Here is a 24801-nt window from a genome sequence, read left to right as displayed (position 1 = left end):
TACGCTTATCAAGGTGGCGGTCGCGGTCAGCCTGTCGAGCGGATTGCCGAGCTTGAACGGTGGGCATGTGCAGGACTCAAGCCGGATCTGACGTTGTTGCTCGATCTGCCGGTGACAACCGGGCGCGCGCGTGCTGCCGGTCGTGGCGCAGCCGATCGTATCGAGACCGAAGCCGATACCTTCTTTGAGCGCGTACGGCATGTCTATCGTCAACGCGCTGAAGCGGAGCCTGCACGCTTTCGCGTGATCGATGCCAGTCAGACTCCCGATCAGGTGCTGAGCGACGCGTTGGCAGCCACTGCACATTTGTTCGAGAACGTTGCATGAGCATCCCGCCCTGGCACGCCGAACACTGGGCGCGTCTGCAGGCGCGCCGTCAACGTCAGGCGTTACCCCATGCCTTGTTGCTTTGCGGTCCGCGCGGGTTGGGCAAGCGCGACTTTCTGCGCCGCTTCGTGCGCGGACTTCTTTGTCAAAAAACAAATGACGGCGATGCATGTGGTGCGTGCCGCAGTTGCCTTTTGCTCGACGCGGGTACGCATCCTGATTACGTGTCGCTGAGCTATGGCCTGCGCAAGGACGGCGTGCAGCGCTCGGAAATTGTCGTCGATCAAATTCGCGAATTGTCGGCACGACTGGCTACGTCCAGCCAATTTGGTGGATGGCAGATTGCGAGCATCGATCCTGCCGATGCGATGAATACGGCCGCAGCGAACGCATTGCTAAAGACGCTTGAAGAGCCCGCGTCGCAAACCATGCTGATTCTTCTGGCAGACGAACCTTGGCGTATGCCTGCCACCATCCGCAGCCGCTGTCAGCGAATCGAATTCCAGTTGCCCTCGCAAACCGAATCGCTGGCTTGGCTGCAGGAACAAGGTGTGCGTGATGCCGCTGCAGCGCTTGCAGCGGCAGGCGGCAATCCGGGTCTTGCGCGAATCTGGACGCAAGAAGGTTCGCTGACACAGCGGCAAGATGTGCGAAAGGATCTCGCAGCACTCGCCGCAGGTCGCGGCGATGCCGTGGAAATGGGCCGTCGCTGGCTGGATAGCGCGCCGGAGCAGCGATTATGGTTTGCGGCGCAAGCGGTTTTCGACGAAATGCGCGCGCGCGCGACCACCGGGAATGGTCCGCTGTCCAGTTCGCTTGATGTCGAACAACTGGGTGCGTGGTATGACGCCGCCAATCGCACGCGTGAAGCCCTGCGCGGCCCGTTACGCGGCGATCTGTTGTTGCTGGAATTGCTGGGGCGTTGGCGCTGATGCAGTCGCTGCCGCTGTCTGCGCAAACACGTTTGCTGGTGGTGGCGCCTCATCCGGATGACGAGACACTGGGATGTGGGCTGCTTATCCAGCAGGTGTTGGCGGTGGGCGGGGCGGTTCATCTGTTGCTGTTGACGGACGGTGACAACAATCCGTGGCCGCAGCGTTACATCGAGCGCCGCTTGCGCATTAGCGACAGCGATCGTCAACGCTGGGGTGCGCGCCGACGCAGCGAAGTAATGCATGCCATCGAACATCTCGGTCTTTCTGCCGATGCGCTGGAACCGCTGGGGTGGCTGGATATGGGTGTAACACGCCGTTTGCGCGATGAGACCTTCGCATCCGTTGCAGCGCTTCAACACATCATGTTGTCCTTTGGTCCCACGCTGGTCTGTTTTCCGGCGCTGGAGGACAGTCACCCCGATCACGGTGCTGCACACGTGCTGTGCCGCGTGGCGCTCGCCGGCGTCACTCCCGCGCCGGTGCAATGGGCCTACCCGGTTCATAGCGGGGGCGATCTGTCCGAATATCCGATACGGATTGATGCCACGCCCGAGCAACAGCAACGCAAGTTGCTGGCGCTGGCGGAGCATCGGTCACAGATGACATTGAGCGGTAGGCGCATGCAACGCCTGGCGCTTAGTCCTGAACGTTATATGCCTGCTGGCGTGGCGGGACATGCGCGCTTGCCCTGGCGCCCGCCGGCCATCCTGCACCGTTGGCTTCGATTGCTGATTGCCACACCAAGCGGCGTCAAGGATTGGGCCTGGCGGGACGCGCCGATCGCGCGGGATGAAGGCGGCTCGTACCGGCTTGAATGGCCCTTGAGCCAGCCCTTATCCCCTCCAGGTTTTGTGAAACTTCACCTGGATTGGCCCTCTCCGTGGATATTCGATCATTGGGGCTGGCACGGTTTATGAGGCCGGCTCCCGCTTGCAGGCCGTTGCCTTTGCTAAGGCGCGGGCAGCTGGTTAGGATGGAATCCTAGTAAACGCTTACGTTGTGGGACTCCAGGAGCAGGCATGAACCCGGCCGTCGCCCGTCAGGGCATTATTTCGCTGAAATTCAAGGACACGGCGTCGCTCTACAACGCTTACATGCCGTTCCTGAAGCATGGCGGCCTGTTCGCGCCGACGGCTCAGCGTTATTCGCTGGGTGACGAAGTCGTGTTGTTGATCAGCCTGATCGACGAAAGTGAGCGTCTTTCCGTGGCCGGAAAAGTCGTCTGGATCACCCCTATCGGTGCACAAGGCAACCGAACGGCAGGTATCGGCGTTCAATTCAATGAAACGTCCGATGGCGAAGCAGCACGCGGCCGCATCGAGACATTGCTTGCCGGCATCATGGGATCGGAACGCGCTACGCAAACCATGTAATTGCGCATCGCAGGACATTGCGCGGATCGCCATTCGTGCACGGGGCAGGGGATATCCGTTGCACAAATACAGCAATGCGTGCCTTCGCGTCGTATTTGCTGCACGGATGTTGCACGAAACGCCTCGCTATTGAAGGAAATTCCAGCGATCCGGCACATAAGGCTTGTCGGGCTACCCGTACGCGCTGATACAATATCGCGATCCTTAGGGCCTATCCCTTAGGATCGTCGAGCACCTGCAACCTGCACGTCAGCGTACAGGGCTGGACAGCCCGCTGAATCGAACTTCCGGACCGTTGCCCCGACGGTCACTGATGCACCCTAAAGGTGCGGAGGTAAGTTAAACCGTGCTTGCCGAATATTGGCCCGTTCTCCTGTTCATTGGCGTTGCCTCTGGCCTGGGGTTAGCCCTCCTCGTGATCGGCATGCTTGTCGGTCCCCGCCGTCCCGATTCTGAGAAGCTTGCGCCGTACGAATGCGGCTTCGAGGCCTTCGAGGATGCGCGCATGCAATTTGACGTGCGCTATTACCTCCTTGCCATTCTCTTCATCATTTTCGATCTGGAAATCGCCTTCCTTTTCCCGTGGGCGGTCGTGTTCCAGCACATCGGCATCATTGCGCTGATTGAAATGGCGCTGTTCCTGCTGTTGCTGGTAATTGGTTTTGCCTACGTGTGGAAGAAGGGAGCGCTGGAATGGGAGTGATCTCCGCCATTGATCGGGTGATGCACAACCCGCAGCCGTTGAACGTGGTGGACGACATTCTGCGTCCGGCTGGCGACAATCCCGTTATCCAGCGTGGTGCAGTGACCACGACGGTGGATGCGCTGATGAACTGGGCGCGCACCGGTTCGATGTGGCCGATGACGTTCGGTCTGGCCTGCTGCGCCGTCGAAATGATGCACGCTGGCGCCGCACGCCTTGACCTTGACCGCTATGGCGTGATCTTCCGCCCGAGCCCGCGTCAATCCGACGTGATGATCGTGGCCGGCACGCTGGTCAACAAAATGGCTCCCGCGCTGCGCAAGGTTTATGACCAGATGCCCGATCCCAAATGGGTGATCTCGATGGGCAGTTGCGCTAACGGCGGTGGTTATTACCACTATTCCTACTCCGTCGTGCGCGGCTGCGACCGTATCGTGCCGGTAGACATCTATGTGCCGGGCTGTCCGCCCACGGCCGAGGCGTTGATTCACGGCATTTTGCAGTTGCAAAAGAAGATCCGTCGTACCAGCACCATCGCGCGTTCCTGAAAGGCGTCGTCATGAGCGATACACAAACGAACTCGCTGGCCGAGCGCCTTTCTGCGCGGTTTGGCGATCTGTTGAAAATTAGCGTCTCCTACGGCCAGACGTTGGCCGAAGTCACTGCGGCGAATTTGCTGTCGGTGGCGACAGCTTTGCGCGATGAGCCGGGCTTCCGTTTTACCGAAGCCGTCGATCTGTGCGGCGTCGACTATCTCAGTTACGGTCAAACCGAATGGGATACCACCGACGTCACCAGCACCGGTTTCTCGCGTGGTGTGGAAGGCGAGGCGATTGGCCGCTTCACGTGGGCGGATCGTCCGCGCCATGTTTCTATCCCGCATCGTTTCGCGTCGGTCGTCCATCTGCTGTCCATCGAACTTAACCAGCGCCTGCGCGTACGCGTGTACTGCGAGGATGACAGCCTGCCGGTGGTGCCGTCGCTCGTGCACACATGGCCAGGACTGAACTGGTTCGAGCGCGAGTCGTTCGATCTGTACGGCATCATCTACGACGGTCACCCGGACCTGCGCCGCATCCTCACCGACTACGGCTTTGTCGGCCATCCGTTCCGCAAGGACTTCCCGTTGATCGGCAACGTCGAAGTGCGTTACGACCCCGAGCAGAAGCGTGTCGTCTACGAACCTGTTTCGATTGAACCGCGCGTGCTGGTCCCGCGCGTGATCCGCGACGACGCCGACCTGATGCAGGCCAAGGCCGAAGCCGCCGACCACTGGCGGGAGAACTGAGCATGTCGAGTCAAGAAATCCGCAATTACACGATGAACTTCGGCCCGCAGCATCCCGCTGCGCACGGCGTATTGCGCCTGGTGCTGGAGATGGACGGCGAAACCATCGTGCGCGCCGATCCGCACGTCGGTCTATTGCATCGTGGTACTGAAAAGCTTGCCGAATCCAAGCCGTTCAATCAGTCGATCGGTTACATGGATCGTCTCGATTACGTGTCGATGATGTGCAACGAGCACGCTTACGTGCGTGCCATCGAACACTTGCTCGGCATCCAGGCGCCGGAACGTGCGCAGTACATCCGCACGATGTTCGACGAAATCACCCGCATCCTGAATCACCTGATGTGGGTGGGCTCCAACGCACTCGACCTCGGTGCGATGGCCGTGTTCCTGTACGCCTTCCGCGAACGCGAAGAGCTGATGGACTGCTACGAAGCCGTCTCCGGTGCGCGCATGCACGCGACGTACTATCGTCCCGGCGGCGTTTACCGCGATCTGCCCGGCAAGATGCCGGAGTATCGCGAATCGCCGTGGCACAAAGGCAAAGACCTGAAGCGCATCAATAGCTGGCGCGAAGGTTCGATGCTCGACTACCTCGACGCATTCACCAACGACTTCCCCAAGAAAGTCGACGAATACGAAGAACTGCTCACCAACAACCGTATTTGGAAGCAGCGCACCGTCGGTATCGGCGTTGTGTCGCCGGAACTGGCCCAGCAATGGGGGATGACCGGTGTGATGCTGCGCGGTTCCGGTATCGCCTGGGACCTGCGCAAGAAGCAGCCCTACGCGAAATACGCCGAGATGGATTTCGACATCCCGGTGGGTGTGGGCGGCGATTGCTATGACCGTTACCTGTGCCGCATCGAAGAAATGCGCCAGTCCAATCGCATCATCAAGCAATGCGTGAGTTGGTTGAAGGCCAATCCGGGCCCAGTGATGGTGGAAAACTACAAAGTGGCACCGCCCAAGCGCGAAGTCATGAAAGAAGACATGGAAGCGCTGATCCATCACTTCAAACTTTTCACCGAAGGCTACGGCGTTCCTGCTGGCGAAACCTACACAGCCGTCGAAGCGCCGAAGGGTGAATTCGGTTGTTACCTGGTTTCGGACGGCGCCAACAAACCTTTCCGCGTGCATCTGCGCGCACCGGGCTTTGCCCACCTGTCGTCGATGGATGCCATCGTGCGTGGCCACATGTTGGCCGACGCCGTAGCGGTCATCGGCACCTATGACCTCGTGTTCGGCGAAGTCGATCGCTGAGCCCGGAGGAATACATACATGAAAGCCACCGGAAATTACGATCAGGTCAAGCATGTCGATCCGCTCGTCGTGCTCACTGAGCACACGCGGCATCACATCGATCATTGGCTTGGCAAGTTCCCACCGGATCGTAAGCGCTCGGCGCTGATCCAGTCCTTGTTCGCCGCGCAGGAACAGAACAACGGCTTCCTTACCGATGAGCTCATCGCCGCTGTCGCACGCTACATCGACGTGCCGACCGTGTGGGCTTACGAAGTGGCCAGCTTCTACTCGATGTTGGAAACCAAGCCGGTCGGTCGCAACAACGTTGCGATCTGCACCAATATTTCGTGCTGGTTGAATGGCGCCGAAGACCTTGTGCGTCATTGCGAAAAGAAACTCGGCATAAAACTTGGCGAAAGCACGCCAGACGGGCGCGTCTACCTCAAGCAAGAAGAAGAATGCATTGCTGCGTGCGTGTATGCACCGGCGATGACGGTCAATGGTCATTACCACGAGCATCTCACGACCGAAAAGGTCGACGAGATTCTCGACGGTCTCAAGTAAGGGCAGGGCAATGGCAGTCGGACCCGCACCCAAAGAACACCAGGTCGTCTATACCACGCTGCATTTCGATAAGCCGTGGGCGATGGACAGCTACCTGCAAATGGACGGCTATAAGGCGTGGAAGAAAATCCTCGCCGAGAAGCCCGATCCCGCTTCCATTGTCGAGGAAGTCAAGAAGAGCAACTTGCGCGGCCGTGGTGGCGCAGGCTTCCCGACCGGCTTGAAGTGGTCCTTCATGCCCAAGGGTGACATGCAGAAGTACATCCTCTGCAACTCCGATGAATCGGAGCCCGGCACGGCAAAAGACCGCGACATACTTCGCTTCAACCCGCACTCGGTGATCGAAGGTCTGGCGATCGCCTGCTACGCCACCGGTTCGACGGTTGCGTACAACTATCTGCGCGGCGAATTCCATCACGAGCCCTTCGAACATTTCGAAGAAGCGCTGAAGGAAGCGTACGAAGCCGGCCTGCTCGGCAAGAACATTCAGGGCACGGGCATCAACGTCGACATTTACACCGCGCTGGGTGCTGGCGCTTACATCTGCGGCGAAGAAACCGCGTTGATGGAGTCGCTGGAAGGCAAGAAAGGCCAGCCGCGCTTCAAGCCGCCGTTCCCGGCCAACTTTGGTCTGTACGGCAAGCCCACGACGATCAACAACACCGAAACCTATGCTTCGGTGCCTGCGATTCTGCGCAACGGTCCCGATTGGTTCCTCAATCTGGGCAAGCCCAACAACGGCGGCCCTAAGATCTTTTCCGTCTCCGGTCACGTCAACAATCCGGGCAACTTCGAAGTTCGCCTCGGCATTTCGTTCAAAGAATTGCTTGAAATGGCGGGCGGCGTGCGCAACGGTAACAAGTTGAAAGCCGTGATTCCGGGCGGTTCGTCGATGAAGGTGTTGCCTGCCGACATCATGATGGAATCCACCATGGACTATGACTGCTTGCAAAAAGCAGGTTCCGGCCTCGGTTCGGGCGCCGTAGTGGTGATGGATGACACTACCTGCATGGTGAAGGCTTGCCATCGCATCTCGCGTTTCTACTTCAAAGAGTCATGCGGTCAGTGCACACCATGCCGCGAAGGCACTGGCTGGATGTACCGCGTGCTTACACGCATCGTGGAAGGCAAGGGCACGCAGGACGACTTGCACCGCCTTAAGGCCGTTGCAGGTCAGATCGAAGGCCACACCATTTGCGCGTTCGGCGAAGCCGCCGCGTGGCCGGTGCAGGGCTTCCTGGCCCGCTTCTGGGATGAATTCGAATACTACGTGCAGCACGGTCGCTCGATGACCGAAGACCGGCTTGCCGAATCACGTCGTGGAGTCGCTGCATGAGTGCGCAGCCAGCCAATACCGCGCCCGATCTTCTGAACATCGAGATCGATGGCAAGCCCACGCAGATCCGCAAGGGCGCCATGATCATCGAAGCGGCCGATGCCATTGGCGTCGCGATTCCGCGCTTCTGCTATCACCGCAAGCTTCCCATCGCTGCGAATTGCCGCATGTGCCTGGTGGAAGTGGAAATGGGCGGCCGTCCCATGCCTAAGCCGCAACCTGCGTGCGCGACGCCGGTCGCCGAAGGCATGAAGGTCACCACGCGCACCGCCGGCGCATTGAAGTACCAGCGCGACGTGATGGAATTCCTGCTGATCAACCACCCGCTCGACTGTCCGATCTGCGATCAGGGCGGTGAGTGCGAACTACAAGACGTCGCGCTCGGTTATGGCCGCAGCGTATCGCGTTATACCGAACGCAAGCGCACCATCGCCGACGAAAATCTCGGTTCGCTCGTCGCCACCGAAATGACGCGTTGCATCCAGTGCACGCGCTGCGTGCGCTTCACCAGCGAAATTGCCGGCACGTACGAACTCGGCGGTATGAGCCGCGGCGAAAATCTGCAGATCGGCACGTACATCGGCAAGACGCTGGAAACCGAACTCTCCGGCAACATCATCGATGTCTGTCCGGTTGGCGCGCTCACCAACAAGCCGTTCCAGTTCAAGGCGCGTGCATGGGAGCTGATCGCCAAGCCGTCGGTGGCTTACCACGATGCGCTCGGTTCCAACCTGTGGCTGCATACGCGCCGCGGCGAAGTGCTGCGCACTGTGCCGCGCGACAGTGAAGCCATCAACGAATGCTGGTTGTCCGACCGCGATCGTTACAGCTATCAAGGTCTGTATGCCGCCGACCGCGTGCGTACACCCGAAGTAAAGCGCAACGGACGCTGGCAGGGCACCACGTGGGACGACGCTCTCGCCGTCGCCGCACAAGCGCTGAAGGAAGTGCCGGGTAACGACCTGGGCATCCTCGTGCATCCGGCCACGACAAACGAAGAAGGCGACTTGCTGGTGCGCCTCGCCCGTGGTCTTGGCAGTGCGCACGTCGATCACCGTCTGCGTCAGCTCGACTTTGCTGACAACGCCCTCGCGCAGCCGTTCGGCATGGCGGTCGCCGATGTCGACAAGGTGAAGGCTGCGCTGCTGGTCGGTTCCGATCTGCGCTACGAGATGCCGCTGCTCAATCACCGCCTCCATCAGGCGGTGAAGAAGGGCGCCAAGGTCTACACGATCAATCCGGCGGAATTCCACTTCAACTACAAGCTTGCCGGCGAAGCCATCGTTGCGCCGCACGCACTTGTTGATGCGCTGCTGTCGCTCGCAAAGGCTGCCGTCGCTGCGGGTGCAACGGCTCCGGCTCATCTTGCGGATGCCATCAATGGTGCTGCAAACGATCAGGGCGACAGCGATGCCATTGCGGCACTGAAGTCCGGTCACGCTGTTGTGATTCTGGGTGAGGCGGCCGTCACGCATCCGCAAGCGTCTTGGTTGCGTTCGATCGCGCGTTTTGTCGCGGAAGCTACGGGCGCTGCGTACAACGAGCTGCCTGCGGGCGCCAACGCCATCGGTCTCGCCAAAGTGGGCGTTGTTCCCGGAAACGACGGTCTTAACGCGCAGGCCATGCTTGCCCAGCCGCGCAAGGCTTACGTTCTCTACGGTCTTGAGTTGCCGCATGATTTTGCTGATGGCTCTGCCGTCATCAACGCATTGCACGGCACGCAGCACATCGTTGCGTTTGCTTCGTTCGCCACGCCGGAGTTGCGCGATGTGGCCGATGTGATCCTGCCGATCGGCCTCTTGCCGGAGATCGATGGCACGCTCGTGAATGTCGATGGTCGTGCGCAGCACGTCGAGGCCGGTGCCAAAGCACCGGGTCATGATGTGCGTGCCGGCTGGAAGGTGTTGCGTGCACTTGGTGGTCTGATGAAGTTGCCGGGCTTTGAGTTCGACGACATGGCCGGTCTGCGCGATGGCATCACCGAACAGAGCGTCGCAACCAAGCAGGGACTTGCCGAGCGCAAGGCTGTGCAGGGCTTGAGCCGTCTCGCCACGTGGCCGATCTACCGCAGCGATGCCGTGCTTCGCCGCGCCACGGCGCTGCAGGCGCATCCGCTCAATCGCGCAGCTGCCGTACGTGTGAATGCGGAAGAAGCACAACGTCAGGGTTTGGCAGCTGGCCATCAGGTGAAAGTGGCCAACGTCGTCCTGCCGCTGGTGATCGATGCAACGGTACCCGATGGCACGGCGTGGATCGAAGCCGCACACGATCAGACTGCGACGCTGCCGCCTTACGGCGCAGCCATCACTTTGAGCAAGGCGTAACCCATGGGCGAGCAGATTCTCAACCAACTTGTCTGGCCGATCATCTTCACGTTTTGCGTTCTGTTGCCGCTTGTTATCGCGGTTGCCATGTACGTGTACTGGGAACGCAAGATCATCGGCTGGATGCACGTCCGCATGGGGCCAAACAAAATTGGTCCGTTCGGATTGCTGCAAGCCTTCGCTGACGTGGTGAAGTTGCTGATCAAGGAAGTCATTCTTCCCACCAACGCGAACAAAGTTCTGTACTACCTCGCGCCGATGATCGCGCTGGTACCAGCGCTTGCTGCATGGGCGGTGATTCCTTTCAACGACAAGCTGGTGCTTTCCAACGCCAATGCAGGTCTCCTGTATCTGCTGGCGATGACGTCGTTGGGTGTATACGGCATCATTCTCGCCGGCTGGTCGTCGAACTCGCGTTATGCGTTACTCGGTGCGATGCGCTCGGCGGCACAGGTTATTTCGTACGAACTGGCGATGGGTCTGTGCCTGGTCTGCGTGCTTGTGCTTGCAGGCAGCCTGAACCTCACTGACATCGTGCATGCGCAGGCGGGCAAGGGCATCTTCGGCTGGTACTGGCTGCCGCTTTTCCCCGTATTTATCGTCTACTTCGTGTCTGGCGTGGCAGAAACCAACCGCGCGCCGTTCGACGTGGCGGAAGGCGAGTCGGAAATTGTTGCCGGTTTCCACGTGGAGTATTCCGGTTCGGCGTTCGCGCTGTTCTTCCTGGCCGAGTACGCAAACATGATCCTGGTGAGCTTCCTCGCCCCGATCCTGTTCTGGGGCGGCTGGTTGAGTCCGTTCCCGGAGAGCGTGCCGGTGCTGGGACACGCCAGCATTCTGTGGCTATTCGTCAAGGTCTTCCTGTTCGCCAATCTGTTCCTGTGGTTCCGCGCGACATTCCCGCGCTACCGCTATGACCAGATCATGCGCCTGGGCTGGAAGGTGTTCATTCCCATCGCCATCGTTTGGGTTCTCGTTGCCGGCTGCATGAAGTACTACGGCTGGGTTCACGTCGGCACAGGGGGCTAAAGACAGTCATGTCTCGCGTTACTAACTACTTCAAGAGCCTGCTGCTCATCGAATTGCTCAAGGGCATGGCGCTCACCTTTCGGTATTTGTTCGCACCGAAGTACACGATGCGCTATCCGATGGAGCACATCCCCAAGTCCAACCGCTTCCGCGGTCTGCATGCGCTGCGCCGTTACGCCAATGGCGAAGAGCGTTGCATCGCGTGCAAGTTGTGCGAGGCGGTATGCCCGGCCTTGGCCATCACCATCGATTCCGCACCGCGCGCGAGCGACGGTCAGCGTCGCACCACGCGTTATGACATCGACTTGTTCAAGTGCATCTACTGCGGCTTCTGCGAAGAAAGCTGCCCGGTGGACTCGATCGTCGAAACGCATGTGCACGAATACCACTTCGAGCATCGCGGCGAGAACGTCGTGACCAAGCTGCAACTGCTGGCCATCGGCGACCGTTTCGAGGCCGAGATTGCCGCAGCGCGCGCACAAGACGCGGCTTATCGCTGAGGACGGGACATCATGATCGATCCGCAAATGTTCCAACTCGTCTGTTTCTACGCCTTCGCGGCGGTGACCGTGATCGCGGCGCTGTCGGTAATCACGCTGCGCAACTCGGTGCACGCCGTCCTGGCGCTGGTGCTCACCTTCTTCAGCACGGCCTGCATCTGGATGCTGGCCGAAGCAGAGTTCCTCGCCATCGCGCTGATCGTGGTCTACGTGGGCGCAGTGATGGTGCTGTTCTTGTTCGTCGTGATGATGCTCGACATCGATCAGGAGAAACTTCGCGAGGGTTTCGTGAAGTATCTGCCAGTCGGTCTCATCGTCGCGATCGCGATGCTCGTGGAAATGCTTGGGCTGATCGGCGTGCGCGTCATGCATGCGCAAACGATGGGCGAGAATCCGGCAACTGCCGCTGGCCTCTCCAATACCGCATGGCTGGGTATGGCGCTGTATTCGCAATACCTGCTGCCGTTCGAGATTGCTGCGCTGATCCTTACGGTGGGCGTGATCGCTGCGGTGGCACTTACGTTGCGCCAGCGCACGGGTATTCGGCACCAGCAGGCCAGCGAGCAGGTGGCTGTCAAAGCCAGCGACCGCGTCCGCATCGTCAAGATGGCGGCGGAGCGTCCGGCTGATAGCGAGTCGGCCCCCGCACAGGAGTCCAAGCCATGATCACGCTTTCGCATTACATCGTGCTTGGCGCGATCCTGTTCTGCATTTCGGTGGCGGGTCTGTTTATCAACCGCAAGAACGTCATCGTACTGCTGATGGCGATCGAGTTGATGCTGCTCGCCGTCAATATCAATTTCGTCGCCTTCTCGCGCTTCAATCATGACGTAGCGGGGCAGGTCTTCGTTTTCTTCATTCTCACCGTAGCCGCGGCCGAGTCCGCGATCGGTCTGGCGATACTGGTGTTGCTGTTCCGTAACCGTAGCACCGTCAACGTCGCCGAAATCGACAGCATGAAGGGTTGAGCACATGGAAATTTCCACCTCCATACTGTTGACCATTGCGCTGGCACCGCTTGTCGGTTGCTTGCTTGCCGGCTTTCTCGGCAAGCAGATCGGGCGCGTGGGTGCACACAGTGTCACGATTCTCGGTCTGCTGATTTCATGCGGCCTGTCGTTCTATGTGCTGTACCAGATCACCGCAGGTAATGCGCCGGTCTACAACCACACCATCTACACGTGGTTCGATATCGGTCGCTTCAACGGCAGCATCGGTTTCCTGATCGATCGTCTCACCGCCATGATGATGGTGGTGGTGACCTTCGTGTCGTTACTGGTGCACATCTACACCATCGGCTACATGGCCGATGACGACGGCTATCAGCGTTTCTTCAGCTACATTTCGCTGTTCACCTTCTCGATGTTGATGCTCGTGATGAGCAACAACTTCCTGCAGCTGTTCTTTGGCTGGGAAGCGGTGGGTTTGGTGTCTTACCTGCTGATCGGCTTCTGGTACAAGCGCCCGACGGCGATCTTCGCGAACCTCAAGGCGTTCATCGTCAACCGCGTGGGTGACTTCGGTTTCCTGCTGGGTATCGCTGCGATCCTGTACTTCCTCGGCACGCTGGATTACGCGACAGCGTTCAATCACGCTCCAAGCTTGATCGGCAAGACACTGACCATCACGCAGCACACCCAGTGGGATGCTGCGACGGTCATCTGCATCCTGTTGTTCATCGGTGCGATGGGTAAGTCGGCGCAGGTGCCGCTGCACGTGTGGCTTCCCGATTCGATGGAAGGTCCGACCCCGATCTCCGCGCTGATCCATGCCGCAACGATGGTGACCGCCGGTATTTTCATGGTGGCGCGCATGTCGCCGCTGTATGAACTGTCGGATACGGCGTTGAGCTTCGTGTTGGTGATTGGTGCGACCGGCGCTCTGTTTACAGGCCTGATTGGCATCGTGCAGAACGACATCAAGCGCGTCGTCGCGTACTCCACGCTGTCGCAGCTTGGCTACATGACCGTGGCGTTGGGCGTTTCAGCCTACGCCGGTGCCGTGTTCCATCTGATGACGCATGCGTTCTTCAAGGCGCTGCTGTTCCTCGGTGCGGGTTCGGTGATCATCGCCATGCACCATGAGCAGGACATGCGCTACATGGGTGGCCTGCGCAAGTACATGCCGATTACCTGGATCACGATGTGGGTCGGTGCATTGGCGCTGTGCGGCGTGCCGTTCTTCTCGGGCTTCTACTCGAAGGATGCGATCATCGAAGCGGCGCGCGACTCGCATCGTTGGGGTTCGGGTTACGCCTACTTCTGCGTACTCGCCGGCGCCTTTGTGACGGCGACTTACACGTTCCGTCAGATGTACATGACGTTCCATGGCAAGGAGCGCTTCAAGGTCGTCGAACACCACGATCATGCCCATCACGACGATCACCATGACGATCACGATCATCATGAGCCGGGTGTGTTGCATCACCCACCGAAAGAATCGCCATGGGTGGTGACATTGCCGCTGATCCTGTTGGCCTTCCCTTCGCTATTCGTGGGCATGTTCACGGTCAAGCCAATGCTGTACGGCAACTGGTTTGGCGACGCGATTTACGTGCAGCACTTCCACAATGTGCTGGAGGAACTCGGTAACGATTTCCATAGCTGGTGGCAGACTGGTTTGGAAGGGTTCGCCCAACCGCCGTTCTGGTTAGTGCTCGCGGCTTTCGTGATCACCACCTACATCTACCTGTTCAACCTGTCGCTCGCTGACAAGATCAAGAGCGCGCTGAAGCCGATTTGGGTGATCCTTGATCGCAAGTACTGGGTCGACGACATCTATTTCGCGGTCTTCGCGCGCGGCGGTGTTGCGCTGGGTCGCATGTTCTGGAAGGGCGGCGATGCCGCCGTGATCGACGGTGTGCTGATCGACGGTTCGGCCAGCATGATTCAACGTATCGCTTCGGCCATGCGTCGTCTCCAGTCTGGTTATCTGTACCACTACGCCTTCGCGATGATCCTCGGCCTGATCCTGCTTCTGGGCGGGTACTGGCTGGTCGGCGGGCAATAAGGGAAGCGAGCTCCATGTTCAATCATCTGCTCAGCCTGCTGATCTGGCTGCCCATCGTAGGCGCAGTGCCTGTGCTATTGGCCGGCTCCAGCCGTCCGAACACAGCGCGCTGGATATCGCTGCTGATGGCTATCCTCACGTTCGTCGTCAGCCTGTTCCTCATCCCGCAGTACAACGCAACCACCGGCGGCATGCAGCTGGCTGAAAGCCATCTGTGGATCGAGGCGCTGAATGTACATTACAGCTTGGCCGTCGATGGTATTTCGGTCGCACTGATCCTGCTGACCACGTTCGTCGGCATCCTGGTGATCATCGGCGCCTGGGAAGTGATCCAGGACAAGCCGCATCAGTACATGGCTGCGATGCTGGTGCTCGAAGGCTTGATGATCGGCGTGTTCTGCGCGACGGACGCATTGCTGTTCTACGTGTTCTTCGAGGCGATGCTGATACCGATGTTCATCCTGATCGGTATCTGGGGTGGCCCACGCCGCGTTTACGCGACACTGAAGTTCTTCATCTATACCTTCCTCGGCTCGATCTTCATGCTGATCGGGTTGATCTATCTGTATCTCAAAGCAGGTACGTTCGATCTGCATACGCTCGCAATGCTGCCGCTGACCATGACGGAACAGAGCTGGCTATTCTTCGCCTTCCTGATCGCCTTCGCGGTGAAGGTGCCGATGGTACCGGTGCATACATGGTTGCCGGACGCGCACGTGGAAGCGCCGACCGGTGGCTCGGTGGTGCTGGCCGCCGTCATGCTGAAGATCGGCGGATACGGATTCCTGCGTTTCACCCTGCCGATCGTCCCAGATGCATCGACGCATTTCGCATGGCTCATTATCTTGCTCAGCCTGATTGCCGTGGTGTACATCGGCTATGTTGCACTGGTGCAGGAAGACATGAAGAAGCTGGTGGCGTATTCATCCGTGGCGCACATGGGCTTCGTCACGCTGGGTATCTTCATTGCCTTCATGCTGGCGCGCGAATTGGGTAACACCGATGCAGCACGGCTGGGCATGCAGGGTGCGATGGTGCAGATGATCTCGCACGGTTTCGTTTCGGGCGCGATGTTCTCGTGCATCGGCGTGCTCTATGACCGCCTGCATACGCGTCAGATCAAGGACTACGGTGGCGTCATCAACGTGATGCCGTGGTTCGGCTTCTTCTACGTGTTCTTCGCCATGGCGAACTGCGGTTTGCCGGGCACCAGCGGTTTCGTCGGCGAATTCATGGTGATCCTGGCGGCTTTCAGTGCCAATCCCTGGATTGCATTGTTCGCCGCATTCACGCTGATCATCGGCGCGGCTTACACGCTATGGCTGGTGAAGCGCGTGCTGTGGGGCGAAGTGACGAACCCGCACGTGGCGGAAATGAAAGACATCAACGCACGCGAAACGCTGGTACTGGGTGGTTTTGCCGCCATGGTGCTGATCGTCGGTATCTGGCCGGAACCACTCATCCATCTCATGGACAGCTCGGTAACGCAGCTGGTCCAGGTGCTGGCCATTCATAAGGTTTGATCGAGAGCGACCATGCCGACTTTCAACGACATTCTCATCATGGTGCCAGAGTTCTTTCTGGTCGCCGCGGCGTGCGTTCTTCTGCTGGCTGACGCTTTCATGAAGCCATCCGAGCGCGTCTATTTGCACTGGATGTCCATTGCAGTGCTCGCCGTAACGATCTATCTGATCGTGTTCAAGCAACCGGGTGGAACGGTCACCGCGTTCAATGGCATGTTCATCCGCGATGGCGTTGCCAAGATCCTGAAGATATTTGCCTTGCTGACCACGATTCTGGTGTTCGTCTATGCGCGCCCCTATCTACAGGATCGCAAGCTGTTCTTGGGTGAGTTCTACACGCTGACCATCTTTGCGGTGATCGGCGTGATGCTGCTGGTTTCGGCCGGCAACCTGATCATGATTTACCTGGGCCTGGAGTTACTGACGCTTTCGTCTTACGCACTTGTCGCGTTGAACCGTGATTCGAGCCTTTCGTCGGAAGCGGCAATCAAGTACTTCGTGCTGGGCGCGCTTTCGTCGGGCATGCTGCTCTATGGCATGTCGATGGTTTACGGCGCGACGGGCACGTTGAGTCTGGCTCAGCTGCACACCGCGATTCCGAGCAGCACGATGCCGCATCTGCTGGTGTTCGGCTTGATCTTCATGATCATCGGCATCGCCTTCAAATTAGGTGCGGCGCCGTTCCATATGTGGATCCCTGACGTATACCAGGGCGCACCCACGCCGGTGACGACCTTCATCGGTTCGGCATCGAAGCTAGCTGCATTCGGTATGGCCTATCGTCTGCTCGAAACCGGCATGGGGGACCTTGCGCAGCATTGGCAGCTGATGCTGGCCGCGCTCGCGGTGCTTTCACTGGCGATCGGTAATCTGGTTGCCATCGTGCAGACCAATATCAAACGTCTGCTGGCGTACTCGACCATTTCGCACATGGGCTATCTGTTGCTCGGTCTGGTCAACGCCACACCAGAAGGCTATTCCGCAGCGATGTTCTATGCGATCAGCTACGCGCTCATGTCGACCGCAGCTTTCGGTGTGATCCTTGCGTTGAGCCGCGCCGGTTTTGAATGCGAAGAAATCAGCGACTTCAAGGGACTCAATCAGCGCGCGCCTTGGATGGCTTTCCTGATGATGCTGGCGCTGTTCTCGTTGGCGGGCGTGCCGCCGATGTTTGGCTTCTTTGCCAAGTTGCTTGTGCTGCAGGCGGCCATTCACGCGGGCATGATGTGGCTGGCTATCGTCGGTGCCGTGTTCGCGATCATTGGCCTTTACTACTACCTGCACGTCGTCAAGGTGATGTACTTCGACAAGCCCGTAGAAGGCACCCAAGTGCGTCTTCAGCCCGATTTCACATTGCGCGTGGCTTTATCGTTGAATGCGTTGGTGCTGCTTGCGCTGGGTCTGTGGTGGGGACCGTTGCTGGGCTGGTGCAAACAGGCTTTCGTCGGTTGAGGTGTGTGTTCCATACGTGCGGATTTGAGGCGTTAACGAGTTTCAGGCTTGCAAGAATCTGGCCATCTCGTTAAACTCCTCGGACTCTGATGCGGGGTGGAGCAGTCTGGCAGCTCGTCGGGCTCATAACCCGAAGGTCGTAGGTTCGAATCCTACCCCCGCTACCAGATCTTTCTTGGACAAGAAAGCCTCCTCGCGAGGCTTTTTTGTTGGGCGCAAGGATTGCGGTGCACTTTGTCAGGCATTTTTTGCTATGAAAGGGTGCGGGAAAGAGCCTGGAAGAGTCGGGACATCGGCGAGATAAGGGAATGGGCCGCTTGAGCCCATTTTTTGTTTCTGGCGACAGTAGACGGACGACATGGATACGCAAGCTCTGGCACAACGATTCACCGACGTTCTGGCTGATCTTCAGCTCGAATGTCTTGGTATCGAATTCAGCCCTTCGCAGGGACAGAGCACGCTGCGCGTCTATCTCGATGCGGAAGGGCGCGAAGTCACGCTCGACGACTGCGAAGCGGCGAGCCGCGAGCTTTCCGCGATGCTAGATGTTGAAGATCCGATTCCAGGGCATTACGTATTGGAAGTTTCCTCGCCTGGCATCGATCGGCCATTGTTCACGGCTGCTCAGTTCGCCAAGGTGGCGGGTCAGGAAGTAAAGGTGCTGTTGAAGGCACCGTTGGAAGGCCGCCGGCGTTTGCGCGGCAAAGTGGCATCGGTGGAAGGCGAGCAGATCGCGCTGGAAGCCGAAGGCAAGGTTTTTGAGTTTGCGCACGATGCAGTGGAAAGCGCTCGTATCGTGCCGGATTGGGCCGCGCTCGGTTATGTGCCGCAGCCCAAACCCGGTGGTCGCAAGCCTGGTAAGAAAGCGTCGAAATAAATTCAATCTGTCGATGGGACGCCGGATGGCGTTCACGGAGTGGTTGCAATGAGCAAAGAACTTTTGCTGGTCGTTGATGCAGTTGCCAATGAAAAAGGCGTACCGCGGGACGTGATCTTCCTGGCGATGGAAGCCGCGTTGGCGTCAGCTGCCAAAAAACGTTATCCGGACGAAGATCCGGATATTCGCGTGAGCATCGACCGCAATACGGGCGACTACGAAACCTTCCGTCGTTGGGAAATCATCGCCGATGACGGCGAAATGGAATCGCCGTTCCGCCAGTTGCGCCACATGGACGCGGTCGACGAACGCGCCGATGCAGCTATTGGCGAATACATCGAACAGCAAATCGAAAATGCTGAATTCGGCCGCATCGCTGCGCAAGCTGCCAAGCAGGTGATCGTGCAGCGCGTGCGCGAGGCCGAGCGCCAGCAGGTGGTCGACGCATTCAAGGATCGCGTTGGCGAACTGGTTACCGGCATCGTCAAGCGCGTCGAGCGCGGCAACGTTTATCTGGATCTTGGCGGCAACGCCGAAGCGTTCATTCCGCGCGACAAGACCATTCCTCGCGAATCGCATCGCGTCGGCGATCGCGTACGCGGTTACCTGCAGGAAGTGCGCTCCGAAGTGCGCGGTCCGCAGTTGTTCGTCTCGCGCGCGGCGCCGGAATTCATGATCGAGCTATTCAAGCTCGAAGTACCGGAAGTCGGTCAGGGTCTCGTCGAGATCAAGGGTTGCGCGCGCGATCCAGGCGACCGCGCCAAGATCGCCGTGGTCGCACACGACAGCCGCACCGATCCCATCGGCGCGTGCATCGGCATGCGCGGTTCGCGCGTGCAGGCGGTCTCGAACGAACTCAACGGCGAGCGTGTCGACATCATTCTGTGGCACGAGAACCAAGCGCAGTACGTCATCAACGCGATGGCGCCGGCGGAAGTGCAGTCCATCATCATGGATGAAGACAAGCACTCGATGGATATCGCTGTCGCCGAAGACAAGCTCTCGCAGGCCATCGGCCGTGGCGGTCAGAACGTGCGCCTGGCCAGCAAGCTCACCGGCTGGCAGCTCAACGTGATGACGCAGGATCAGGTGGCCGCCAAGAGCGAAGCCGAGCAGGAGTCCGCCCGCCAGCTCTTCATGGACAAGCTGGAAGTGGACCAGGAAATTGCGAACATCCTCGTGCAGGAAGGTTTCTCCAGCGTCGAGGAAATCGCGTACGTGCCGAGCGCAGAACTGCTGGCCATCGAAGGCTTCGACGAAGACATCGTCGAAGAACTTCGCGCCCGTGCCCGCGACTCGCTGCTCACCGAAGCGCTGGCGGTCGAAGAAAACATCGACGAACACCAGCCTTCGCAGGAACTGCTTGACCTGGATGGCATGGACGAACCGACGGCCTACGCACTCGCTGAGCGCGGTGTCGTCACGGTGGACGATCTGGCCGACCTCGCGGTCGACGACATGATCGACATCGAGGGCATGGATGAAGAACGCGCAGCGGCACTCATCATGGCGGCACGTGCGCCGATGATTGCGCGGCTGGAGAAGGGCGGCTAACCCGGCGGCAGCGCCCTGGATGGGCGCGCCGGGAGACTGAAACGTCTCCACCAAGGACGGAGGTGGCCGTGCAAAGAGGTTTTGTACGGACGATAAGCGCGGGAACGGCGGAGAAAGAACACGATGTCGGACGTCACGATCAAACAACTAGCCCAGGTTCTGGGCATGCCCGTCGACAGGCTGCTCACACAGCTTGGCGAAGCAGGCATGAAATTCTCCGATCCGGAGCAGGTCATCAGCAGCACCGAAAAGGTGAAACTGCTGGGTTTTCTGCGTCGCACACACGGCAAGAACGATGTGGCACCAGAAGCCGATGACTCATCGCCGAGGCAGATCACGCTCAAGCGCCGCAAGATCAGCGAACTGAAAGTCGCCACACCGGGCGGCCGCGGTGCGCCAAGCAGCGCCAAGACGGTGAACGTGGAAGTGCGTGCCAAGCGCACCTACGTCAAGCGCAGCGTGATCGCCGAAGAGGCCAATGCCGAGCCGGAGCGCGAAGACGCATTGCGCAAGCTGCACGAATCTGCGCAGCAGCGCGAACATGAAGAAAGCGAGCGCGTCGATCTGGAGCATCGTCGTCAGGAAGAAGCGCGCCAGCGCGCTGAAGACGAAGCGCGCCGCGAAGCAGAAGCCGAACGCGCACGTCTTGAGGCACAGGCCGCTGCGGAAGCACGCGCTGCCGAAGCTCAGGCTCCGCAGCGTCCCGTGGAAGAGGAACGTAACGTTCCGGCTGACAACGAACTCGTTGAAGCCAGCGACAAGAATGCCCCGGACCCAGCGTCGGTGCAGCGCATCGATCAGCACTCGCTCGGCATGATCCTTCCGCGCATTCACGAACCACGCAAGCGCGACAAGAAGCCCGCGCCTGTTGCGGCGGCTCCCGCGCCTGCGCCCGCTCCGGCGCCAGCGCCGAGCAGTGGTGCCGATCGCGGCAAGACGCGTCATGGCCATCAGGATCGTGACGATATGCCGGGCGGCAAGCGTTTCGCCGCTGGTGAACTGCATCTGTCCGAAGCCGATCGTGCACGTCGTTCCAACAAGCGTGGCAAGGCGAACAAGGGCTCCTCACGCGACGCGTCACGTTCGGGCGGTTCCCCCGCTTCAGCCGGCGCGCACGGCTTCTCGCGTCCGACTGCGCCGGTTGTGCGCGAAGTCGTCGTGGGCGATGCCAACGTCGTCGCCGAGCTCGCGCAGAAGATGGCGGTCAAGGGTTCGGAAGTCGTCAAGGCGCTCTTCAAGATGGGCGTGATGGCGACCATCAACCAGACCATCGATCTCGATACCGCCGTGCTCGTGGTGGAAGAATTGGGCCACAAGCCTGTAGAAGCCAGCGATCAGGGTGCAGAAGCTGCACTGGCGGCGCACACGCAGAGCGCTGAGCTGGACGGTGAGCGCTCGACGCGTCCGCCGGTCGTCACCATCATGGGTCACGTCGACCACGGCAAGACCTCACTGCTCGATTACATTCGCCGTACCAAGGTCGCGTCGGGTGAGGCGGGTGGTATTACGCAGCACATCGGCGCTTATCACGTGGAAACGCCCAAGGGCGTGATCACGTTCCTCGACACTCCAGGCCATGCCGCATTCACTTCGATGCGTGCGCGCGGCGCGCAATCCACCGACATCGTGGTGCTGGTGGTGGCCGCCGATGACGGCGTGATGCCGCAGACCCAGGAAGCCGTGCAGCATGCGCGCGCTGCCAAGGTCCCGCTGATCGTCGCGGTCAACAAAATGGACAAGTCCGACGCCAACCCAGACAACGTCAAGCAAGGCCTCGGCAATTTGGAAGTGATTCCGGAAGAATGGGGTGGCGACACACCGTTCGTGCCGGTATCGGCGAAGACCGGCCTTGGCATCGATGCTCTGCTCGACGCAATCCTGGTGCAGGCCGAAGTGATGGAACTCACCGCGGTGAAAGATGGCCCGGCGTCCGGCGTGGTTATCGAGTCCGCGCTCGATCGCGGTCGCGGCCCAGTGGCTACCGTGCTGGTGCAGCAGGGCACGCTGAAGCGTGGTGACTTTGTCGTATGCGGTATCGAATACGGCCGCATGCGCGCGTTGATCGATGAAACCGGCAAGACGGTGCAGGAAGCCGGTCCGTCGATTCCCGTGCAGGTGCTGGGTCTTTCCGGTGTGCCGGAAGCGGGCGACGATTTCGTCGTCGTCGCGGATGAACGCCTGGCTCGCGAAGTCGCTGCGGAACGTCAGCTCAAGCGTCGCGAAACGCGCATGGTGAGCAAGGCGAATCGCCTTGAAGACATCATGGCGCTGATGGGTCAAGCCTCCGAACAGCAGACGCTCAACATTCTCGTCAAGGCCGACGTGCAGGGTTCGGTGCAGGCCCTGCGCGAATCGCTGAGCCAGATCGGCAACGAAAACGTGAAGGTCAACGTGATCGCAGCCGGCGTCGGCGGCATCACCGAATCGGATGCAACGCTCGCCGCAGCATCGAAGGCGCTATTGATCGGCTTCAACGTGCGCGCCGATGCATCCGCACGCAAGGTGATCGATACGGCCGGTCTGGACGTCCGCTACTTCTCGATCATCTATGACGTGATCGATCAGGTGAAGCAGGCTGCGTCCGGTTTGCTGGGCGTGGAAGTACGCGAGGAAATCATCGGTACCGCTCAGGTGCGCGATGTGTTCCGCAGTTCCAAGTTCGGTGCCGTGGCCGGTTGCATGGTGGTGGAAGGCACGGTCAAGCGCAGCAAGCCGATTCGCGTGCTGCGTAACAACACCGTGATCTTCCAAGGCGAACTGGAATCGTTGCGCCGCTTCAAGGATCTCGTGGACGAAGTGCGTAGCGGCATGGAATGCGGTATCGCCGTGAAGCAGTACAACGATGTGAAGGTGGGCGATCAGATCGAGTGCTTCGAGCGCATCGAAGTCGCCCGCACGCTGTAACTAAACACCTTTCCTTCGGGGAAGGCGACACACCGCTGCGCGCTCGCAGCGGTGTGTTCTCTCTTTCTGGAGTGGCCTATGCCCTCACGTGACTTCAAACGAACTGACCGCGTCGGCGCCGAGCTTCGCCGTGAAATCGGCACGATGGTGCATGCCGCCGTGCGCGACCACGGACTGCCGTCGTGCAGCGTCTCGGATGTGGAAGTGACGCGCGATCTGGACTTTGCCACAGTGTGGGTCACTGCGTTGTTGCCCGCACAATCGAAAGAAGCGGTGAAGGCACTCAACGAACTGGCGGTCGAATTCCGCCGCACACTGTCGCGTCAGATGCGTCTGCGCCGTGTGCCGGAGTTGCGCTTCAAATACGACGATTCGGTCGACAAAGGCGAACGCATCGATCTTCTGTTGCGCCAGGATGCTGATCGTCCGGTCTCCGACGAAAGCGACGACTGAGTTCTTCCAACGTTGTTAACTTCACCATGAGTCGCCGCCGCAAACGCCCCGGTGCACGAGAACTGCACGGCATCCTCTTGCTCGACAAGCCGCTGGGCATGAGTTCGAACAAAGCGTTGCAGATTGCGCTTGGAACGCTTCGTGCGGCCAAAGGTGGTCACACGGGTGCGCTCGATCCCCTGGCGACCGGCCTGCTGCCGCTGTGCTTCGGCGAAGCGACCAAGATCGCCGGCATGCTGCTTGGCTCGCGCAAGGCTTATCTCGCCCAATGCCAGCTCGGCGTCACTACGACGACGGCGGACAGGGAAGGCGAGATCGTCGAGCAAAGACCGGTGCCCGATCTGGAGGACGCCACCATCGAGGCCGCACTGAGCAGGCTGCGCGGGAAAATCGTTCAGGTTCCGCCGGTCTACTCGGCACTCAAGCAGGACGGCGAGCCGCTCTATCTTCGGGCACGGCGCGGCGAAGACGTTCAGGCGCCGCCACGCGAAGTCGAGATTGATCGGCTTGAGCTCATTTCCCACAACGCCGACACCCTTACCCTCCTCGTGGAATGCGGCTCCGGCACGTATATCCGTAGTCTGGCCGTCGATCTGGGCGAGCACCTAGGATGCGGTGCCCATCTGATCGCCTTGCGGCGCCTCTGGGTGGATCCATTCCGGGAGCCGGTCATGGTGACCGTCGAGCAGCTTCAGGAGGCCGCCGAGCAAGGCGAGGAAGCGCTCGACCGGCTCGTTCAGCCGATGGCAACCGGCGTGGCGGACCTTCCTGCCATTCATCTGGACGAAGAGGCCAGTCAGGCCGTCTCACAAGGCCGTCAGATCGAATGGCCCGCCGATTTGCCCCGGGAACGTTCCGCGACCTTCGGCAGCGATGGTCGACTCCTGGCGCTGGTCGAGTGCGGCGAGCAGGGCCGTATGCGCATTTTGCGCGGCTTCAATCTGCCCATAGAACCTGAAAAGACTTAACGCAGCACGTGATGGTCTTGTTGCAATGCACTCCCTGTCGGTACAATAACCCTCTTGATTCAACGCGTTCGTTCAACCGTCGGAGCTTGCGCAACGTCATCGGGTGGTGACGTTGCGCAAGTTCCGCACACGTTTTTATAGGAAAAGATACTCATGTCCCTCACTGCAGAACAGTCCAGCAAGATCATTGCTGACTTCGGCCACAAGCCTAACGACACCGGTTCGACGGAAGTGCAGGTTGCCCTGTTGTCCGCTCGCATCGATCACCTGACCGATCACTTCAAAGCACACAAGCAAGATCATCATTCCCGTCGTGGTCTGCTTAAGCTGGTCAATCAGCGCAAGCGCCTGTTGGGCTATCTGAAGGATCGCGATCTAGGCCGTTATCAGAGCCTGATTGAGCGCCTCGGCTTGCGTCGCTGATCGAACCGAGGACAA

The 24801-nt window shown here is 59.6% G+C and carries 24 protein-coding genes and 1 tRNA gene; all 25 read left to right on the top strand.

Translation table 11 applies throughout. The features are described from left to right. A partial coding sequence (locus VK725_RS01190; protein WP_414648433.1) for a dTMP kinase occupies positions 1-327 on the top strand: 327 nt, incomplete at its 5' end. Further along, positions 324-1259: a DNA polymerase III subunit delta' gene (holB, locus tag VK725_RS01185; RefSeq protein WP_325316236.1), complete on the top strand. Its 936-nt coding sequence runs from the start codon at positions 324-326 to the stop codon at positions 1257-1259. The genes VK725_RS01190 and holB, both read left to right, overlap by 4 nt. Further along, positions 1259-2179: a PIG-L family deacetylase gene (locus tag VK725_RS01180; protein WP_325316235.1), complete on the top strand. Its 921-nt coding sequence runs from the start codon at positions 1259-1261 to the stop codon at positions 2177-2179. Before holB ends, VK725_RS01180 begins: the two co-directional genes overlap by 1 nt. Positions 2180-2281: 102 nt before the next feature. Then, the gene (locus tag VK725_RS01175; RefSeq protein WP_126672816.1) at positions 2282-2635 is read left to right on the top strand and encodes a PilZ domain-containing protein; all 354 of its coding nucleotides are present in this window, start codon (positions 2282-2284) and stop codon (positions 2633-2635) included. 346 nt (positions 2636-2981) lie between these two features. Further along, positions 2982-3338, top strand: coding sequence for an NADH-quinone oxidoreductase subunit A (locus VK725_RS01170; RefSeq protein ID WP_325316234.1), 357 nt, complete (start codon positions 2982-2984; stop codon positions 3336-3338). After that, complete coding sequence (locus VK725_RS01165; protein WP_126672814.1) at positions 3329-3886, top strand: NuoB/complex I 20 kDa subunit family protein; 558 nt, start codon at positions 3329-3331, stop codon at positions 3884-3886. The genes VK725_RS01170 and VK725_RS01165 overlap by 10 nt, the downstream gene beginning before the upstream one ends. 11 nt (positions 3887-3897) lie before the next feature. Next, entirely contained in the window at positions 3898-4626 is a 729-nt protein-coding gene (locus tag VK725_RS01160) for an NADH-quinone oxidoreductase subunit C (RefSeq protein WP_325316233.1), read from the top strand. Positions 4627-4628: 2 nt separating this feature from the next. Next, positions 4629-5888 carry an NADH-quinone oxidoreductase subunit D gene (locus VK725_RS01155; protein WP_325316232.1) on the top strand — a complete coding sequence of 420 codons (1260 nt, stop codon included), beginning with the start codon at positions 4629-4631 and terminating at the stop codon, positions 5886-5888. 18 nt (positions 5889-5906) lie between these two features. Then, positions 5907-6434 (top strand): NADH-quinone oxidoreductase subunit NuoE, encoded by a 528-nt coding sequence (gene nuoE / locus VK725_RS01150; RefSeq protein WP_325316231.1) that lies wholly within the window; start codon positions 5907-5909, stop codon positions 6432-6434. Between the two features lie 10 nt (positions 6435-6444). Beyond that, positions 6445-7770, top strand: a complete 1326-nt coding sequence (gene nuoF, locus VK725_RS01145; protein ID WP_325316230.1) for an NADH-quinone oxidoreductase subunit NuoF — start codon at positions 6445-6447, stop codon at positions 7768-7770. After that, positions 7767-10094: an NADH-quinone oxidoreductase subunit NuoG gene (gene nuoG, locus VK725_RS01140; RefSeq protein WP_325316229.1), complete on the top strand. Its 2328-nt coding sequence runs from the start codon at positions 7767-7769 to the stop codon at positions 10092-10094. Before nuoF ends, nuoG begins: the two co-directional genes overlap by 4 nt. A gap of 3 nt (positions 10095-10097) precedes the next feature. Next, positions 10098-11123, top strand: a complete 1026-nt coding sequence (gene nuoH, locus VK725_RS01135) for an NADH-quinone oxidoreductase subunit NuoH (RefSeq protein WP_325316228.1) — start codon at positions 10098-10100, stop codon at positions 11121-11123. Between the two features lie 8 nt (positions 11124-11131). Next, positions 11132-11623 (top strand): NADH-quinone oxidoreductase subunit NuoI, encoded by a 492-nt coding sequence (gene nuoI, locus VK725_RS01130; protein WP_325316227.1) that lies wholly within the window; start codon positions 11132-11134, stop codon positions 11621-11623. A 12-nt stretch (positions 11624-11635) separates the two neighbouring features. Beyond that, on the top strand, positions 11636-12289 hold the full coding sequence (locus VK725_RS01125) for an NADH-quinone oxidoreductase subunit J (protein WP_325316226.1): 654 nt from the start codon (positions 11636-11638) through the stop codon (positions 12287-12289). Further along, positions 12286-12591 carry an NADH-quinone oxidoreductase subunit NuoK gene (gene nuoK, locus VK725_RS01120; protein WP_115476769.1) on the top strand — a complete coding sequence of 102 codons (306 nt, stop codon included), beginning with the start codon at positions 12286-12288 and terminating at the stop codon, positions 12589-12591. The genes VK725_RS01125 and nuoK overlap by 4 nt, the downstream gene beginning before the upstream one ends. A 4-nt stretch (positions 12592-12595) precedes the next feature. Then, positions 12596-14632: an NADH-quinone oxidoreductase subunit L gene (gene nuoL / locus VK725_RS01115; protein WP_325316225.1), complete on the top strand. Its 2037-nt coding sequence runs from the start codon at positions 12596-12598 to the stop codon at positions 14630-14632. A gap of 14 nt (positions 14633-14646) precedes the next feature. After that, a complete protein-coding gene (locus VK725_RS01110; RefSeq protein ID WP_325316224.1) occupies positions 14647-16155 on the top strand; it encodes an NADH-quinone oxidoreductase subunit M in 1509 nt (502 codons plus the stop codon). Between the two features lie 12 nt (positions 16156-16167). After that, the gene (nuoN, locus tag VK725_RS01105) at positions 16168-17607 is read left to right on the top strand and encodes an NADH-quinone oxidoreductase subunit NuoN (protein ID WP_325316223.1); all 1440 of its coding nucleotides are present in this window, start codon (positions 16168-16170) and stop codon (positions 17605-17607) included. A 90-nt stretch (positions 17608-17697) separates the two neighbouring features. Then, positions 17698-17774: transfer RNA gene (locus VK725_RS01100), tRNA-Met, on the top strand. A 191-nt stretch (positions 17775-17965) separates the two neighbouring features. Beyond that, on the top strand, positions 17966-18484 hold the full coding sequence (gene rimP, locus VK725_RS01095) for a ribosome maturation factor RimP (RefSeq protein WP_325316222.1): 519 nt from the start codon (positions 17966-17968) through the stop codon (positions 18482-18484). A 48-nt stretch (positions 18485-18532) separates the two neighbouring features. After that, on the top strand, positions 18533-20038 hold the full coding sequence (gene nusA / locus VK725_RS01090; protein WP_325316221.1) for a transcription termination factor NusA: 1506 nt from the start codon (positions 18533-18535) through the stop codon (positions 20036-20038). A gap of 123 nt (positions 20039-20161) precedes the next feature. Then, a complete protein-coding gene (infB, locus tag VK725_RS01085; RefSeq protein WP_325316220.1) occupies positions 20162-22942 on the top strand; it encodes a translation initiation factor IF-2 in 2781 nt (926 codons plus the stop codon). Positions 22943-23020: 78 nt separating this feature from the next. Further along, complete coding sequence (gene rbfA, locus VK725_RS01080; protein WP_325316219.1) at positions 23021-23395, top strand: 30S ribosome-binding factor RbfA; 375 nt, start codon at positions 23021-23023, stop codon at positions 23393-23395. 26 nt (positions 23396-23421) lie between these two features. After that, the gene (gene truB / locus VK725_RS01075; protein WP_325316218.1) at positions 23422-24363 is read left to right on the top strand and encodes a tRNA pseudouridine(55) synthase TruB; all 942 of its coding nucleotides are present in this window, start codon (positions 23422-23424) and stop codon (positions 24361-24363) included. Between the two features lie 153 nt (positions 24364-24516). Further along, the gene (rpsO, locus tag VK725_RS01070) at positions 24517-24786 is read left to right on the top strand and encodes a 30S ribosomal protein S15 (protein ID WP_126672797.1); all 270 of its coding nucleotides are present in this window, start codon (positions 24517-24519) and stop codon (positions 24784-24786) included. Positions 24787-24801 lie beyond the last annotated feature (15 nt).

This window comes from Dyella sp., assembly GCF_035486915.1.
GTDB lineage: Bacteria > Pseudomonadota > Gammaproteobacteria > Xanthomonadales > Rhodanobacteraceae > Dyella_B.
Note: the sequence above shows the minus strand (reverse complement) of the source record. Positions and strands in the feature narration are given on the sequence as shown.

What these genes read in the sequence shown, in the direction of transcription:
- holB (WP_325316236.1), top strand. Translation starts at nt 324, where the DNA reads ATGAGCATCCCGCCCTGGCACGCCGAACACTGGGCGCGTCTGCAGGCG.
- VK725_RS01180 (WP_325316235.1), top strand. Translation starts at nt 1,259, where the DNA reads ATGCAGTCGCTGCCGCTGTCTGCGCAAACACGTTTGCTGGTGGTGGCG.
- VK725_RS01175 (WP_126672816.1), top strand. Translation starts at nt 2,282, where the DNA reads ATGAACCCGGCCGTCGCCCGTCAGGGCATTATTTCGCTGAAATTCAAG.
- VK725_RS01165 (WP_126672814.1), top strand. Translation starts at nt 3,329, where the DNA reads ATGGGAGTGATCTCCGCCATTGATCGGGTGATGCACAACCCGCAGCCG.
- VK725_RS01160 (WP_325316233.1), top strand. Translation starts at nt 3,898, where the DNA reads ATGAGCGATACACAAACGAACTCGCTGGCCGAGCGCCTTTCTGCGCGG.
- VK725_RS01155 (WP_325316232.1), top strand. Translation starts at nt 4,629, where the DNA reads ATGTCGAGTCAAGAAATCCGCAATTACACGATGAACTTCGGCCCGCAG.
- nuoE (WP_325316231.1), top strand. Translation starts at nt 5,907, where the DNA reads ATGAAAGCCACCGGAAATTACGATCAGGTCAAGCATGTCGATCCGCTC.
- nuoF (WP_325316230.1), top strand. Translation starts at nt 6,445, where the DNA reads ATGGCAGTCGGACCCGCACCCAAAGAACACCAGGTCGTCTATACCACG.
- nuoG (WP_325316229.1), top strand. Translation starts at nt 7,767, where the DNA reads ATGAGTGCGCAGCCAGCCAATACCGCGCCCGATCTTCTGAACATCGAG.
- nuoH (WP_325316228.1), top strand. Translation starts at nt 10,098, where the DNA reads ATGGGCGAGCAGATTCTCAACCAACTTGTCTGGCCGATCATCTTCACG.
- nuoI (WP_325316227.1), top strand. Translation starts at nt 11,132, where the DNA reads ATGTCTCGCGTTACTAACTACTTCAAGAGCCTGCTGCTCATCGAATTG.
- VK725_RS01125 (WP_325316226.1), top strand. Translation starts at nt 11,636, where the DNA reads ATGATCGATCCGCAAATGTTCCAACTCGTCTGTTTCTACGCCTTCGCG.
- nuoK (WP_115476769.1), top strand. Translation starts at nt 12,286, where the DNA reads ATGATCACGCTTTCGCATTACATCGTGCTTGGCGCGATCCTGTTCTGC.
- nuoL (WP_325316225.1), top strand. Translation starts at nt 12,596, where the DNA reads ATGGAAATTTCCACCTCCATACTGTTGACCATTGCGCTGGCACCGCTT.
- VK725_RS01110 (WP_325316224.1), top strand. Translation starts at nt 14,647, where the DNA reads ATGTTCAATCATCTGCTCAGCCTGCTGATCTGGCTGCCCATCGTAGGC.
- nuoN (WP_325316223.1), top strand. Translation starts at nt 16,168, where the DNA reads ATGCCGACTTTCAACGACATTCTCATCATGGTGCCAGAGTTCTTTCTG.
- rimP (WP_325316222.1), top strand. Translation starts at nt 17,966, where the DNA reads ATGGATACGCAAGCTCTGGCACAACGATTCACCGACGTTCTGGCTGAT.
- nusA (WP_325316221.1), top strand. Translation starts at nt 18,533, where the DNA reads ATGAGCAAAGAACTTTTGCTGGTCGTTGATGCAGTTGCCAATGAAAAA.
- infB (WP_325316220.1), top strand. Translation starts at nt 20,162, where the DNA reads ATGTCGGACGTCACGATCAAACAACTAGCCCAGGTTCTGGGCATGCCC.
- rbfA (WP_325316219.1), top strand. Translation starts at nt 23,021, where the DNA reads ATGCCCTCACGTGACTTCAAACGAACTGACCGCGTCGGCGCCGAGCTT.
- truB (WP_325316218.1), top strand. Translation starts at nt 23,422, where the DNA reads ATGAGTCGCCGCCGCAAACGCCCCGGTGCACGAGAACTGCACGGCATC.
- rpsO (WP_126672797.1), top strand. Translation starts at nt 24,517, where the DNA reads ATGTCCCTCACTGCAGAACAGTCCAGCAAGATCATTGCTGACTTCGGC.